18 protein-coding genes are annotated in these 15,198 nt (G+C 35.8%); 17 read left to right on the forward strand and 1 reads right to left on the reverse strand.

The features are described from left to right. Positions 1 to 60: 60 nt before the first annotated feature. On the reverse strand, positions 61 to 696 hold the full coding sequence (locus AO843_RS13000) for a YigZ family protein (protein WP_054611529.1): 636 nt from the start codon (positions 694 to 696) through the stop codon (positions 61 to 63). A 165-nt stretch (positions 697 to 861) separates the two neighbouring features. Here AO843_RS13000 and AO843_RS13005 point away from each other — a divergent pair, with 165 nt between their 5' ends. The 17 genes from AO843_RS13005 (at position 862) to AO843_RS13085 (ending at position 15,167) form a co-directional block, all read left to right on the forward strand. After that, positions 862 to 2,010: a sensor histidine kinase gene (locus AO843_RS13005; protein ID WP_054611530.1), complete on the forward strand. Its 1,149-nt coding sequence runs from the start codon at positions 862 to 864 to the stop codon at positions 2,008 to 2,010. Between the two features lie 34 nt (positions 2,011 to 2,044). Beyond that, positions 2,045 to 2,719, forward strand: a complete 675-nt coding sequence (locus AO843_RS13010) for a response regulator transcription factor (RefSeq protein WP_008178876.1) — start codon at positions 2,045 to 2,047, stop codon at positions 2,717 to 2,719. A gap of 293 nt (positions 2,720 to 3,012) precedes the next feature. After that, complete coding sequence (locus AO843_RS13015) at positions 3,013 to 3,564, forward strand: DUF3225 domain-containing protein (RefSeq protein WP_054611531.1); 552 nt, start codon at positions 3,013 to 3,015, stop codon at positions 3,562 to 3,564. A 244-nt stretch (positions 3,565 to 3,808) separates the two neighbouring features. Then, entirely contained in the window at positions 3,809 to 4,651 is an 843-nt protein-coding gene (locus AO843_RS13020; RefSeq protein ID WP_054611532.1) for a DegV family protein, read from the forward strand. A 45-nt stretch (positions 4,652 to 4,696) separates the two neighbouring features. Then, positions 4,697 to 6,082: an ATP-dependent helicase ComFA gene (locus tag AO843_RS13025; RefSeq protein ID WP_054611533.1), complete on the forward strand. Its 1,386-nt coding sequence runs from the start codon at positions 4,697 to 4,699 to the stop codon at positions 6,080 to 6,082. Beyond that, positions 6,079 to 6,669, forward strand: a complete 591-nt coding sequence (locus AO843_RS13030; protein WP_054611534.1) for a ComF family protein — start codon at positions 6,079 to 6,081, stop codon at positions 6,667 to 6,669. Before AO843_RS13025 ends, AO843_RS13030 begins: the two co-directional genes overlap by 4 nt. Before the next feature lie 79 nt (positions 6,670 to 6,748). Then, a complete protein-coding gene (locus AO843_RS13035) occupies positions 6,749 to 7,162 on the forward strand; it encodes a TIGR03826 family flagellar region protein (protein WP_054611535.1) in 414 nt (137 codons plus the stop codon). A 121-nt stretch (positions 7,163 to 7,283) separates the two neighbouring features. Further along, entirely contained in the window at positions 7,284 to 7,544 is a 261-nt protein-coding gene (gene flgM / locus AO843_RS13040) for a flagellar biosynthesis anti-sigma factor FlgM (RefSeq protein WP_054611536.1), read from the forward strand. A gap of 27 nt (positions 7,545 to 7,571) precedes the next feature. Then, the gene (locus tag AO843_RS13045) at positions 7,572 to 8,072 is read left to right on the forward strand and encodes a flagellar protein FlgN (RefSeq protein ID WP_054611537.1); all 501 of its coding nucleotides are present in this window, start codon (positions 7,572 to 7,574) and stop codon (positions 8,070 to 8,072) included. Between the two features lie 16 nt (positions 8,073 to 8,088). Next, positions 8,089 to 9,636 (forward strand): flagellar hook-associated protein FlgK, encoded by a 1,548-nt coding sequence (gene flgK, locus AO843_RS13050; RefSeq protein ID WP_054611538.1) that lies wholly within the window; start codon positions 8,089 to 8,091, stop codon positions 9,634 to 9,636. Positions 9,637 to 9,667: 31 nt separating this feature from the next. Next, entirely contained in the window at positions 9,668 to 10,591 is a 924-nt protein-coding gene (gene flgL / locus AO843_RS13055) for a flagellar hook-associated protein FlgL (protein ID WP_054611539.1), read from the forward strand. A gap of 156 nt (positions 10,592 to 10,747) precedes the next feature. After that, the gene (locus AO843_RS13060) at positions 10,748 to 11,311 is read left to right on the forward strand and encodes a DUF6470 family protein (protein WP_054611540.1); all 564 of its coding nucleotides are present in this window, start codon (positions 10,748 to 10,750) and stop codon (positions 11,309 to 11,311) included. Between the two features lie 17 nt (positions 11,312 to 11,328). Next, positions 11,329 to 11,772, forward strand: a complete 444-nt coding sequence (gene fliW / locus AO843_RS13065; RefSeq protein ID WP_054611541.1) for a flagellar assembly protein FliW — start codon at positions 11,329 to 11,331, stop codon at positions 11,770 to 11,772. Further along, entirely contained in the window at positions 11,772 to 11,990 is a 219-nt protein-coding gene (gene csrA, locus AO843_RS13070; protein ID WP_054611542.1) for a carbon storage regulator CsrA, read from the forward strand. Before fliW ends, csrA begins: the two co-directional genes overlap by 1 nt. Before the next feature lie 200 nt (positions 11,991 to 12,190). Further along, a complete protein-coding gene (gene hag / locus AO843_RS13075) occupies positions 12,191 to 13,036 on the forward strand; it encodes a flagellin Hag (protein WP_054611543.1) in 846 nt (281 codons plus the stop codon). 104 nt (positions 13,037 to 13,140) lie between these two features. After that, complete coding sequence (locus AO843_RS13080; RefSeq protein WP_054611544.1) at positions 13,141 to 14,823, forward strand: motility associated factor glycosyltransferase family protein; 1,683 nt, start codon at positions 13,141 to 13,143, stop codon at positions 14,821 to 14,823. Then, a complete protein-coding gene (locus tag AO843_RS13085) occupies positions 14,820 to 15,167 on the forward strand; it encodes a DUF8042 domain-containing protein (RefSeq protein ID WP_054611545.1) in 348 nt (115 codons plus the stop codon). Before AO843_RS13080 ends, AO843_RS13085 begins: the two co-directional genes overlap by 4 nt. The last annotated feature ends 31 nt before the right edge of the window (positions 15,168 to 15,198 follow it).

Consider the following 15,198-nt stretch of genomic DNA (forward strand, 5'->3'; position numbering starts at 1 on the left):
TAAAAATAGCCTAACAAAAAAATTATACTATGCATATTTAGTTTCGACAATTAAAACTATTTATTTGACAATAAATTCTATAAATTGAGCATCCTCGAATGTGATGGATGCTTGTCCATTTGTGACTTCTGTTATCCAACTTCGGAACTGTTCTTCTTCCTCTTTTAGGACAGAAACGATGATTTCGACACCCTCCAAATAACGTATTTCCTCTAATGTATAGGACGAACCTCTTACTTCATTTTCGACTTTACCGAGCCATGTGTAATCAATGGCAACTTTCATGAAATGATGAAGCTTACGTTCAACTACTTGTGCAGCAATAAGACCTTCTGTTGTTGCTTTTCCATATGCACGAATAAGGCCGCCTCCGCCGAGTTTAATGCCTCCAAAATAACGAGTCACAACGACGACCGTATCTTTTAAGCCCTGTTTTTTTAAGACCTCTAACATAGGGACGCCAGCCGTACCACTAGGTTCCCCGTCATCATTCGCCTTTTGAATGTGATCATGCTCACCGATGATATAGGCTGAGCAATTATGTGTTGCATTATGATGCATTTTTTTTATACGATCTATAAAAGAAATTGCATCCTCTTCCGTTTCTGCACGTTCTATATAAGTGAGAAAGCGAGATTTAGAAATAACAATTTCGCTTTCACCATATCCTTTTACTGTTAAATAGTTTTCTCTCATCCGTATCAATCTCCTTTTAACTAGAGTTCTATTCTATAATTTTCATGAAGAAAAAGCATTAAATTTTAGGATGGTAATGCTATAATAGGTGTAGACTATGGAATATATGAATTTGGTCTATTAAAATAGTAAGTAATCATAAGACATTAGACTGGGGAGTATAGTATGTTTTCAAATGATACCTTCGATTTAAAGTCGCTTGATGACATTTTTAATCGAATGTTAGATACAATCATGAGCTCGAAGGATGATATCTTTATTATAAGTGAACAAAGCCGAAGAAGCTTTGAAGATATGCAAAAAGAGCTAGAAATTGTTCGAAAACAAATATCAATTGTAATTGATGAAGGCGATGCATTGGAAAAAAGTACGCAGCTTGCAAAACAAAGGCTTGTATTAGTAAGTAAAGCTTTTGATAATTATACCGAAGAACAAGTTAGAGAAGCATATGAAACTGCACATGATTTTCAAGTAAAGCTCTCCGTTATTAGAACGCAAGAAAAACAGCTACGTGATAAAAGAGATGATCTAGAGAGAAGATTAAGAGGATTACTCGATACGATTGAACGTGCTGATCATATTGTCAATCAGGTAAATGTCGTTTTGAATTACTTAACTTCAGATTTAAAAAATGTTGGTTTAGCGCTTGAACAAGCAAAAATGAAGCAAGATTTTGGGATTCGTATTATTGCAGCTCAAGAAGAGGAGCGTAAGCGTTTATCGAGAGAGATTCATGATGGACCTGCTCAAATGCTTGCAAATGTTCTAATGCGCACTGATTTAATAGATAGAACGTATCGTGAAAAGGGCATTGAAAATGCATTGGCTGAAATTGCCGATTTAAAGAAGACGGTGCGAAATGCATTATCTGAAGTGCGACGTATTATTTATGATCTACGACCAATGGCACTTGATGATTTGGGAATTGTTCCGACATTAAAGAAGTATTTATCAACAGTCACTGAATATAATCCAGGTGTTGAAATACATTTCCAATCGAGAAGTACAGAAAAACGTATACCTTCCAATTATGAAGTATCCATTTTCCGATTAGTGCAAGAGTGTGTAACAAATGCCATGAAGCATGGGAAATGTAAAGACATTTGGGTGAAACTTGAGTGGTTAAAAAATTCTGTTAATATCGTTGTTAAAGATGATGGCATAGGTTTTGACCCACAAGTAGTGAAAGACCATTCCTTTGGGATTTTAGGAATGAAAGAACGTATCGAAATTTTAAATGGTACAATTACTATTACTAGTGAAATCAACCGAGGCACTACGGTATTATTTAAAATTCCGTTAGAAGTAGAGTAAGTAACTGTTGCAGAAATTTAGGGGGTAAAGACAAATGACAAAGATTATTATTGTAGACGATCACCAGCTATTCCGTGAAGGAGTAAAACGTATTTTAGATTTTGAAGATACGTTTGACGTAGTAGCAGAAGGTGACGATGGTACAGATGTGGTGACGTTATATGCTGAAAACGAACCAGATGTAGTACTTATGGATATTAACATGCCAGGCAAAAATGGAGTAGAGGCAACGTCAGAGTTAATTAATGAATTTCCAGATGCGAAGGTAATTATGCTGTCTATCCATGACGATGAAACATATGTGACACATGCATTAAAATCAGGCGCACTTGGCTATATGTTAAAAGAAATGGATGCAGATGAAATCGTGGAGGCTATTAAAGTCGTAGCAAACGGTGGTTCTTATTTACATCCAAAAGTAACGAAAAATTTAGTAGCGGAGTTCAAAAGACTTTCAGAACACGAAAATAAAGGGAACTTCCATCAAACTGAAATTCGCCGTCCATTCCATTTACTAACAAAACGTGAATGTGAAGTATTACAGCTATTAACAGATGGCCAATCAAACCGTACAATTGGTGAGACACTGTTTATCTCTGAAAAAACAGTTAAAAACCATGTATCAAGCATCTTACAAAAAATGAATGTAAATGACCGTACACAAGCCGTTGTAACAGCCATTAAAAATGGTTGGGTTGAAGTACGATAATTGCTAAAACTGTTTTTAAAAGCTACTTTTTATCAAGTAGTTTTTAAAACAGTTTTTTATTGTTTTTTAGTAACTATTTGTATAGCCTTTGTAGTTAATGGTCTGACTTTCACAATTTTGTAACATTGCAGAATTGTCTTGTTAGTGTACTTAAAATATGGAAATTATCAGATCATGCAACATTTTACTGCCAAATGCGTCATAAGGAAGATGTAGCACCTAAATGTTGAAAAAGCACAACAAAATTCCTACGACTGCATTTATATGCTACAATATGCGCGGGAGGTTTTGTGATGTTAAAGAAAAGTTTTCTAGCAGTTTTAATTTTATTCGTATTAACTTTAACTGCATGTGGTAATAAAGAAGAGAAGATAAGTGATGAGGATCGAGAAAAAGTAATAGAAGATGGTACAGTAGGCTTTGAGATGATGGGCGGTAATGTGGAAAAAGCAGAAAATGTGCCAGCAGCTGATGAAAAAGCTATTTTAGCTTCTTTCGAAGAGTATATTGCTGCATTGAATGCGGAAGAAATCGACCGTTATATGAAAACGATTTCGAAAAATCCAAAGGGTTTTAAATACGATGAAGAAAAAACATATGCAACAGAAGTGTTCGATCAATTTGATATTAAGCGTGATGTAGAAAACGTAACGATTGCCAAATATGAGTCTGAAGAAGCTCAGGTATTTGCCAACATGAAAATGCATTCTCTTCAGCTTGAAACAAATGTCGAGCATGAAAGTGCAGGACGTCAGGTAACGGTCTTTGTCAAAGAAGATGATAATTGGAAAGTAACAAGCGTCTTTTATATTGGCGATGACTCACAGTCAAGTACAGGCAATTAAGAGGAGCGATCTTCATTCAACATAATTGAGTGAAGATACGCCTACTATACATAGAAAATGAATGTGAAATGGAAGCTAGTCTACTAGCTCAATGCTCGAATGGCGAAAACGTGAAGTATACGTTCGTCATTCATCTCACATTCATTTTTTTCTGTTTTCATTCAAAAATCTGTGTGAAACCCAACAACAATTGCACCAAGAGGAAATAGATTGTAAACTATGAATCATAGGAGAGTGGACATAGATGAGGACGGCAATTGTAACAGATAGTACTGCATATATTACGGCTGAGGAACGTGCACGCTTTAACATTCATATGATACCTTTAAGTGTTAATATCTCAGGCCAATTATTTGCAGAAGAAGTAGATATCACAGCATCGGAATTTTATGATAAGGTGCGTGGCGCAAAAGAATTCCCCAAAACAACTCAGCCTCCAATCGGAGAATTTGCCGCTCTTTTTGACGAGCTAGCAAAGGATTACGATGAGGTTATTTCCATCCATTTATCGAGTGGTATTAGTGGAACATATCAAGGTGCAGTACAGGCAGGCGAAATGGTGGAAGGTATTGATGTTTATGCCTTTGACAGTGAAATATCTTGTGCTGTTCAAGGCTTTTACGTATTAAGAGCAGCTGAAATGGCGAATGAGGGCTCTTCAGCAAAAGAAATACTTGCAGCATTAGCGGACATGCAGCAGTATATTCGTGCTTACTTCATTGTAGACGACTTAGCACATTTACAACGTGGTGGGCGTTTATCTTCTGCAGCAGCTTTAATTGGTGGCCTTTTACAGGTGAAGCCAGTACTTCATTTTGTGGACAAGGTGATTGTACCTTTCGAAAAAATTAGAACACGTAAAAAAGCTTTAAAGCGTGCTGAGGAACTGTTAGCTGAGGATGCTAAAAAGTATGATGCCATGGATGCTGTGGTCATTCACGGTAATTGCCCTATAGAAGCGCAAGAATGGCTAGAACAATTAGCCGCAACGTACCCGAACGTAAACTTTAAATTAAGCTATTTTGGTCCGGTCATTGGCACCCATTTAGGTGAAGGATCAATGGGCTTAGGTTGGACAAAAAAATAAACATAACTGATGAAAGTCTCTACACAAAAGTAGAGGCTTTTTTCTATGAAAGGAGAGATAGTTATGAAATACAAAGGTTGGCTGTTGCCACCAGCTTTACGCGATTTTCATGAGGGGCGAATTTGGTTGAAAAATCATTCCCCATTTTCAACTGCAGATATCGATAAAGCGATGAAGCGAAATTACCTCCATATAATAGAGGGAATTCAAATGGAGCCGATCATAAAATGCAATCGTTGCCACAATGTAGACCCACATTTATTCACGATATTCGATTGTTCAAAATGTCAGCGACAATGTTCATATTGTCGACATTGTATTAGGATGGGCAGAGTGAGTAGCTGTACGCAATTGATGATTTGGAATGGCCCAAAAGCAATAAAAAAGAGAATGCATTCATTTAAATGGGCAGGACAGTTGACTGAGCTCCAACAACTGGCTGCAAATGAAACGCTAGCCAGTGTGAAGGCAAAACGTTCTCATCTTATACATGCTGTGTGCGGTGCAGGCAAAACTGAGTTGCTTTTTCCCGCTGTCCATGATGCCTTAAAGCGAGGGTTACGTATTTGTATTGCTACGCCACGTACTGATGTGGTTTTAGAACTATATCCACGCTTTCAACAAGTGTTTCCTAAGACAATCATTCATGCATTATATGGTGGTGTAACACAACAAAATGGTTATGCCCAGCTTGTTATAGCAACGACCCATCAGCTCTACCGATTTGAAAGTGCATTTGATATTATGATCGTAGATGAGGCAGATGCTTTTCCTTATACAATTGACGAAACCCTGCAAAGAGCTGTGACAAAGGCCAAAAAGGAAGAGGCTCCTATTGTATTTGTTACTGCAACTCCTTCACAGAAATTACTCAATGCTTATCAACATGAAAGTTACTCCTTTATTCCAAAACGCTATCATAACCATCCTTTACCAGTCCCGAAATTCTGCACTTTATGGGGCTATGACAAAAGCTTTAAACGAGGAGAAATCCCCAAAAGACTTAGAAAATGGACAGAGGAGCGTTTTGAACGAAAGGAACCTTTTTTAATATTTTTCCCCACAATCTCTTTGATGCATAAAGCCATCCCTCTTTTTCAGTTAATAAATGAAAAAATATTAGCTGTGCATGCGGAAGACCCGGAGCGGAAGGAGAAAGTATGGATGCTACGAAAAAATGAAGTACAAGGACTATTAACTACCACTATATTAGAGAGAGGCATTACAATCAGCAATTTACAGGTGGCAGTTATTGGAGCAGAATCACCCATTTTTACTGCTAGTGCTCTTATTCAAATTGCCGGACGTGTTGGACGTAATATACAATTTCCTGATGGGGACGTCCTGTTCTTTCATCATGGCATCACGACCGAGATGGATGAGGCACGTGCAAAAATTCTTTTTTATAATAAGGAAGGATTTTCCCAATGAATAAAATAGAATCGAATTGTTTAATATGCTCACAATTGTTGAAATCAACTATTTCTTGGAAAATGCTATTAACAAAGCGGTATTCACCTACTATATGTGCAAGTTGCGCTGCTCGCTTTGAACATTCACAGTCAGCTACGGCACTCTATCAATATAATGAGGCAATGAAAGACTACTTACACCAGTTCAAATTTCTACAAGATGTAGCTCTTGCAAAGGTATTTCGACAGGATCTTTATGCTCGTTTCAATAAAGAAAAGGCGATTATTCTACCAATTCCCATGCATCCCTTCAAACAACAAGAGCGCACCTTCTCCCATACTGATGAGTTATTAAAGGCGGCTCATATTCCTTATATTCAGCTGTTAGAAAAGACTACAACTGAGACGCAAAGCTCCAAAAATAGAGAACAACGTATACATGTGGCTTCACTATTTCGCTTAAAGACGGACGCAAATGTAGAACATAAAGATTACCTTCTTTTTGACGATATAAAAACTACAGGAACAACTTTACAGCATGCTGCAGATATTTTATTGCAAGCAGGTGCTAAAAATGTCCAGTACTTCACATTAATTGAAGGATGAAATTGCCAATACATTATGTATAATAGATGATGGATATAGCATTCGTAGATAAGATATCTTGTTAGAGGAGGAAAAGCAGATGGCAGAGGTTCGAAATTGTCCAAAATGTAATGAGTTTTTTAATTATACAGGGGTTCGAGAAGTTTGTCATAAATGTGCACAGTCAGAAGAAGAACTGTATCAGATCGTATATCGCTTCCTTCGTAAACGTGAAAACCGTGCTGCAACAGTGGAGCGTATTGTGGAGGCAACGGGAGCAGAAGAAGAGCTACTATATAGATGGGTTCGTAAAGGTCGCCTGCAGCCAGCGATGTTTCCTAACTTAGGCTATCCATGTGATAACTGTGGTCATCTGACGACAACAGGCAAGCTTTGCACAAAATGCCAGGATGAATTAAAAGCTGATCTACGTACTTTTGAAGCGGCTAAGGATTTCCGCGATAGTGTGGAACAACGCGATCGTGTCACATATCATGCTGAGCGAAAACGTTAATAACTGAAGGTGTGTTAATTTTAAACAAAATTAGCACACTTTTTTATATGTGAAAACTTAACATTATGTGAGACAATCCGAAATAATAGTAAGATAAGTTTTTAGATGGGGGGGTTTCAAAATGAAAATTACATCTTATGGAATTAATGCAGTGAACGCCTACAAAAACCAAGTACGCAATGTCAAATCCGATACAAACAAAACATCCTTTGCCGATAAAATCGAGATTTCGAAAGCTGCTCAAGACATGAAAAGCGTTTCAACATACAGTACAGAGCGAGCTGACCGCGTACAACAGTTGAAAAAAGACATTGATTCTGGCGAATACAAAGTAGATGCTCGTAAAGTAGCAGAGGATATGCTGAAATATTATCGTTTCTAGGGTATAGCAGAAAGGGTGTTTAGCGATATGTCTGTAGAAGCGATTAATTCTACATTAACAATGCTAGAGAGAATGCATAAAAGCTTACTTGAACTAGCCTTAAAAAAAACAGAAATCATTAAAGCTGGCGATATCGAAGCTCTAGACCAATTGCTCAAGGATGAGCAGGCACACATAGCGGCCATCGATAAGCTCGAACAACAGCGTCAGAAACAGGTAACGGACTACCTTGAAGCAAAAGGACTTGCTTCAACTGACAAAACAACTGTTGCGGATATCATTGAGGCTGCTGAACAACAAACTGACAAAGCAACTCTATCAGCAGTTCGCGATCGTTTAATGCAAATTATCAACGACCTACGAAAACAAAACGACTTAAATCAAAAACTCGTTTTCCAATCACTACAAATCGTCAACTTAACATTAGATGCTGTAAGACCTCGCACAGAGCAAATGAACTACTCTAGCAAAGAGGTTCACGGCACAAATAACATAGCTAAAAAATCATATTTCGATTCACAAGCCTAATAAGGGAGGAAGAAACATGCGCTCAACATTTATGGGTCTAGAAACAAATAAACGAGGCCTCTTCACTCAACAAACAGCTTTATATACAACAGGACATAATATTTCCAATGCAAACACTTTAGGTTACTCTCGCCAACGAGTAAACATGCAGGCAACACCAGGTTTTCCAACAGCTGGCTTAAACCAACCTACTTATCCAGGACACCTTGGTACTGGGGTTGAAGCAGGGTCTATCCAACGTATTCGCGATCAATTTATTGATCGACAATATCGTCAAGAAACGAATAAGTTGGGCTATTGGGATTCAGCAGCAAAGTCGATTGCACAGATGGAAGATATTATGGCAGAACCTTCAGAGTTTGGTATCAATCAATCATTTACTGATTTTTGGAAAGCGATGGAAGATGTTATTGACAATCCAAAAGACTCAGCGGCAAGACAAGTGTTAATTTCTAAAGGAAAATCAATAGCAGATTCCTTTAATTATATGGATAGACAACTAAAACAGATTCAAGGCAATATTGGGAATGAAATAAGTGTGTCTACAGATAAAGTAAATTCAATTCTTAAACAAATCGCAGCTATTAATAAACAAATTCAAGAAGTAGAGCCTAGTGGTTATGTTCCAAATGATTTATATGATGCTCGTGACTCATTAGTAGATGAGTTAAATGAATATATTCCTGTATCGATCTCTTTGCAAAAAACAGGCGGGTTAGCAAAAGATGTAGCTGAAGGATCTATGACGATTACATATGTACCAGCGGACGGCAGTACACCTATTAAATTAGTGGATGGTAAAGAATATGCTGCTCTAGCAACAATGGATACAAATAATCAACGTGTTGATGGTGAGGTGGACGAACAAGCCACAGGAGGATTTTATAACTTTAGTGAAATTAAAATCTCTGCTATCGGCGAACCACCAGGAGATCCAGCGACAGGACCATACACTATTGATTACAGTCAAATGGATCAAGGTAAAGGTTCAATACGTGCCTTAATTGATGCTTACGGCCACAGTGGTGGACAAGGCACTTATCCAGAAATGCTTGCTAACTTAGATAAACTAGCAAATGAATTTATTACAAAATTTAATGATGTCCATAAAGCAGGTTTTGGTCTAGACAATAGTACAGGTCTTGACTTTTTCTCCGGAACAACTGCTCGTGATTTCAAAGTAGTGATTACTGATCCGGAACAAGTAGCTGTATCAGATACAACAGGTGAAGAAGGTAATAACCAAAACATGCGTAAGTTAGCTGAGCTACAAACTCAGGCACAAGCAAACTTAAAGCAAGGGACATTCCAGAGCTATTATAAATCATTAGTTGGAGATTTAGCAGTAAAGGGTCAAGAAGCAGAGCGTAGTGCATTCAACTCAGCAACATTGCACTTACAAATTTCTAGTAACCGTGATTCTGTGAGTTCGGTTTCTTTAGATGAAGAGATGACTAATATGATAACATTCCAGCAAGCATACAATGCCAATGCACGAATGATTACAGTAGTGGATGAAACATTAGATAAAATCATCAACGGTATGGGAAGAGTAGGGTTGTAAAAATAAACATTTGACTGAGAGGAGATAAATTATGCGCGTTACACAATCAATGCTATCGAGTAATATGCTACGGAATTTAAATACAAGTTACAGCAAAATGTCTAAATATCAAAATATGTTAGACTCTGGTAGTAAAATCTCAAGACCATCGGATGATCCCGTTGTAGCAGTAAAAGGAATGGGCTATCGTATAGATCTTGATAAAAATCAACAATACCAACGAAATCTTCGTGAAGCCAATACATGGCTAGATACAACAGATGAATCGCTCGATCAAGTAGGTGCTGCATTAAAACGTGTAAAAGAACTTATTATACAAGCAGCAACTGATACAACAACTACTGATGATCGTCAAAAAATAAATGCAGAAATGAAACAAATTAAGGAACAATTACGTGATATCGCCAATACAAAAGTGGGAGAAAACTATATTTTTTCAGGTACTCATACAAACCAGCCTCTTTATACAGATAGCACAGGACCACAAAACCCAGCCATTACTCCAGCTGGGGGACAAAAAACAATCGATATTAACGTCTTTGATGGTATCTCTATGAATGTAAATACGCCAGGTGCTGATTTATTTAATGATATTGATGGGTTTATGACGAATATAAACACTCTTTTGCAAAGTGGTGCACCAGCTGCTGAGATTGGAGATACACTTGGTTTACAAACAACAAGTGGTGGTACTACAATTCCTGGTTTAGATGGTATTTACGAAAGCACATTAACTGTTAGAGCAGATGTCGGGGCCCGACAAAATCGTGTAGAGTTGATGGAAAATCGGCTAGGCATCCAGGAAGTCAATGTGACGAAGCAATTGTCTGTTAATGAAGATACAGACTATGCTAAGACGATTACAGACATGGTGACACAGGATTCCATTCACCAAGCTGCTCTATCTGTGGGAGCAAAAATTATTCAGCAAACCTTAGTAGATTTTATAAGATAAAATCTACTAAGGTTCCGCCTTGAAAGTGAAACGACAGGGGCAAATTCGAAGCACAGGATTCTGTCTCAAAAGCAAAGCGTCAGGGCGAACTTTATAATGAACAACAAAGCGTTTGGACTATTTGTTCAGACGCTTTTATTGAAAGGAGAGGTATACATGAGGCTCCCTCAAATTCAAATTCATACTACAGATGCAAAAATAGATCTTGATATATCAAAGCCACAACAATATTTGAAACAACCTAAAGCAACTCAGCATATAGAACAGCCAGCAGCCATTTTAGAAATTCGTACAACTAGAGGCATTTTAAAAATAAACTCTTCCCAGGCAAGACGGGATATAGGGATGATTGGTCCATTGGAATCAAGTGCCAACTATGCTGAAAAAGGAAAACAAGAGGCACTTAAGGGAATGGCACGTAGAGCAAGAGAGGGTCGTCAAATGATGGACAACGCTGGAAAAGGTCAAGGACGAGCTACTATTCAAAATATTGCAAAACAAAACCATGGTCCGCATCATGCACAATTTAACATTAAATTTGTGCCCTCTATAGGGTCAGTGAAAATCGACTATACACCAGGTACAACGGATGTTAATATTCAGCGTAAAGAACCAATAATTGACACAAAAGTGAACAAACCAATCCATGAATACACACCAGGAAAAGTAACTGGTACAATGATACAAAGACCGGATGTTGACATCAATGTCATCATTTAAAGGAGCGCGAGGAATAGATGAAAATTGCGACAAAATTTTTAGGAGAAATCGAAGTTGCTGAAAAAGATTTACTTACCTTTGAACATGGACTGCTCGGATTAGAAGGACATAAAAAATTTGTATTACTACCTATTTCAGAAGAACATCCACTAGTATTGCTACAATCAGTTGAGGAAGTTGAAATAGGCTTTGTAGTAGCTTATCCATTCGCCTTCAAAAAAGACTATAGCTTTGATTTAAGTGAAGAGGATTTGGAACAACTTCAAATTGAAAATGAAGAAGATGTTCTAACGTACTCGGTTGTTACAATGAAGGAAACACTACAGGAATCTACTATTAATTTACTTGCGCCATTAGTTATTAACATGGATAAAAAATGCGGTAAACAAATTGTTCTTCAAGATAACAAAGCCTTTCCATTACGCTACCCAATGCAAACATTGGAAGGAAGTGCGAAGTAATGCTAGTCTTATCACGTAAGAAAGATGAATCTATTATGATTGGCGACCATATTGAAATAAAAATATTAGCAGTAGAAGGTGAACAAATTAAGTTAGGTATAGTAGCACCAAAAACAGTCAAAGTACACCGTTCGGAAGTTTTTGAAGCCATTCAAGCACAGAATAAAGAAGCTCTATCGGCATCATCAAATTTCTTGGAGCAACTAAAGAAAAAGTAAAATCTACTATTATTGTTTTATCCAAAATGCAAACTTAGAAATTATTACATAAAAATAAAAAAAAATTTAAAAAAACTATTAAACATTTCCAATTAATTACGATATATAGATTGTAAGGGGCAGGAAGTACATAACTACCTAATCCTAAATTCCACACGGATGTGGAATAACAAAAACAAACATTCAAGGAGGAATTCCAAATGAGAATTCAACACAACATTTCAGCATTAAACACACACCGTAACCTTGGCTTCAACAATTCACAATCTGCAAAAAATCTTGAGAAATTATCTTCAGGCTTCAAAATTAACCGTGCTGGTGATGACGCTGCTGGTTTAGCTATTTCTGAGAAAATGCGTTCTCAAATCAAAGGTCTTGATATGGCTACTAAAAACTCTCAAGATTCTATCTCATTAATTCAAACTGCTGAGGGTGCTCTTAACGAAACACATGCTATCCTACAACGTATGCGTGAATTAGCAGTTCAATCTCGTAACGATACGAACGAAAATTCTGATCGTACGTTCTTACAGGATGAAGTTAAGCAATTAAAAGAAGAAATCAACCGTATTGCTAACACTACTGAATTCAATGAAAAGAAATTGTTAAATGGTGACCTGAAAGGTGCAGCAACAGCAACAGCAAATGGTTCTTTGACATTCCAAATTGGTGCTAACCAAGGTCAAACAATGACATTAGCTATCGGTACTATGACAGTTTCAGCATTAGATAATGGTTTAAATGCTGCTTCAATTGGTACTGGTAATGCTGCAAGTGAATCGATTAAATTAATTGACAACGCTATTAAGAAAGTATCTACACAACGTTCAGCATTAGGTGCTGTTCAAAACCGTTTAGAGCACACTATTAACAACTTAGGTGCTGCTTCTGAAAACTTAACAGCTGCTGAATCTCGTATCCGTGATACAGATATGGCTGCTGAAATGATGGCATTCACTAAGAATAACATCCTTACTCAAGCTGCACAATCTATGCTAGCTCAAGCTAACCAACAACCTCAAGGCGTTCTTCAATTATTACAATAATTTATACATTAATTGATTTTAAAAAACCATTCTCTATAATTAGAGAGTGGTTTTTTTCTTTATATTTTAATACATTTGTCGATATAAGAGTAAGAGGTGAATATATGAGAGTTGATTATTTAACAGCCAAAAATGGTGAACAAACAATTAAAATTAATAATTATTTTTTACATAGTGAATATAATCCATCAAAAGAAGCTATCGAATTTGCAGAAAAACACTTTAAAGCGGAAAGGCTACATCTCGTTTATGGATTTGGAGTAGGTCATTTTATTAAAGCATTGCATCAAAAGGCGATACATGGCGAAAAAATCATTGTGATTGAACCATATATTGACATATCTTGCGACTTAAGTGGTATAACAATTATTAAAGCTAATTCAGAAAATGAAATAAGAGAAGCTTTGGAAGAGCAGATTTCTGTTGTAGACAATGTAAATATAATTATATCTCCAAACTATGACAAAATTGATAGTATAACTTTTATACAAGCTCTAAACGCTATTAACAAAAAATTATATTCTGATTTTGTAGCAGAGTCTACGCATAACCATTTTAATAAACAATGGCCCAAAAATTATTTGCTAAATTTGCAATATATATTAAAAGATAAATCTGTAATTAATTTAGTCTCAAAATATAATGAACCAATTGTAATTGCTTCTGGAGGGCCGTCTTTAACCAAGCAAATTAACACGCTAAAACAAATAAGGAGTAATATTGTCCTTATAGCTGCTGGCTCTACAGTAAATACATTACTACATAACGATATTGAACCTGACTATATTGTTTCTGTAGATGGAACTGAAGCAAATTACAATCACTTTAAAAATATACAGGGTTGTAAAAGTAGACTTATATATGCTTTATATAATCATTATTTAATTCGTGATATTTTTGAAATGAATGGTTACTTTTTTGCAACTAATCAGGATACTCTGAATCATATGCAAAAATATTCTGATCAAAAAGTACTCTATTTGTCTGGTGGTACATCTGTAGCAAACTATGCGTATTCTTTGGCAACTTTAATGACTACTGGACCTATAGCAATTATTGGTCAAGATTTAGCTTTTACTAATAATAAAACACATGCTGATTACAATAAAAATATGAAATCACTAGATGACTTAAAAAAAAGTAAGGATAATTTTATTGAGATTGATGGTTATTATGGTGAAAAAGTTTTAAGTGATTATGTATATTTGACGATGAAAGAATCATTTGAAAATCTTCATAAATCTTTAGGAGAAGAAAGGTTAGTTTTTAATTGTACAGAGGGTGGAGCAATGATAAATGGAATTGAAAATTTACCATTTAAAGAATTTGTTCAACAGTATGCTAGATTTCCAAAGCAAAATATAGAAATTGAAAAATCGAACTTCAATGCATCAGAAGAAAAAGAAAAAATGATTATGGGATTGAAAAAAGAGAATGAAATTTTTCTGAAATTAATTAAGTTGTTTGAAAAATCTTTGAACTTATTGGAGTTAAATAGATCCACAAAATTCTTTTCAAAAGAAATACTAATGAAATTAGATTGTAATGATGAGAAAATTCAAAAATTAAGTGGTGATACAATGCTTAATATGGCATTTCAAGTAATAAATTTAAATGCATTAAAATATTTCAAACCTCAAAAAAATGAGTCACCTACAGATACATATAACCGTATCTATAAACAGAATAAAATGTTATATGCAAAAATGTTAGAAGAAACGGTAGATACACAAAAACATTTAAATACTTTAATAGAATTTTTAATGAGGGAGCCAAGTATAAAATGAATGAAATGATTTTAGATATAATTAATAGCTATAATGGATATTTAGAAAAAATTCCTCAAGGATGCGAAAGTATAATTAAAAAGGCAAAATCGGAAGTACCATTAGAAGCAATGCAGCTGATTTCACAATTTACTGAAGGAGTAGATTGGTTAGTTCAAGTGAATGAGAAGCTTGCCTCATTAGGTTATGAAAATCCATTATATGTAATGAAAATTCATGAATATCTTGAGGAGATTAACAAAGGGCTTGAAATCCAAGATTTTTTGCGAGTGGCCGATATTTTTGAATATGAAATAAAACCTTATTTTGAAAGTATTCCTCCCTATGAAATACCTATCAACTAATATTAATTTATAATAATTTGAGGAATTTAAT

This window comes from Lysinibacillus sp. ZYM-1 (assembly GCF_001308875.1).
Lineage (GTDB): Bacteria > Bacillota > Bacilli > Bacillales_A > Planococcaceae > Lysinibacillus.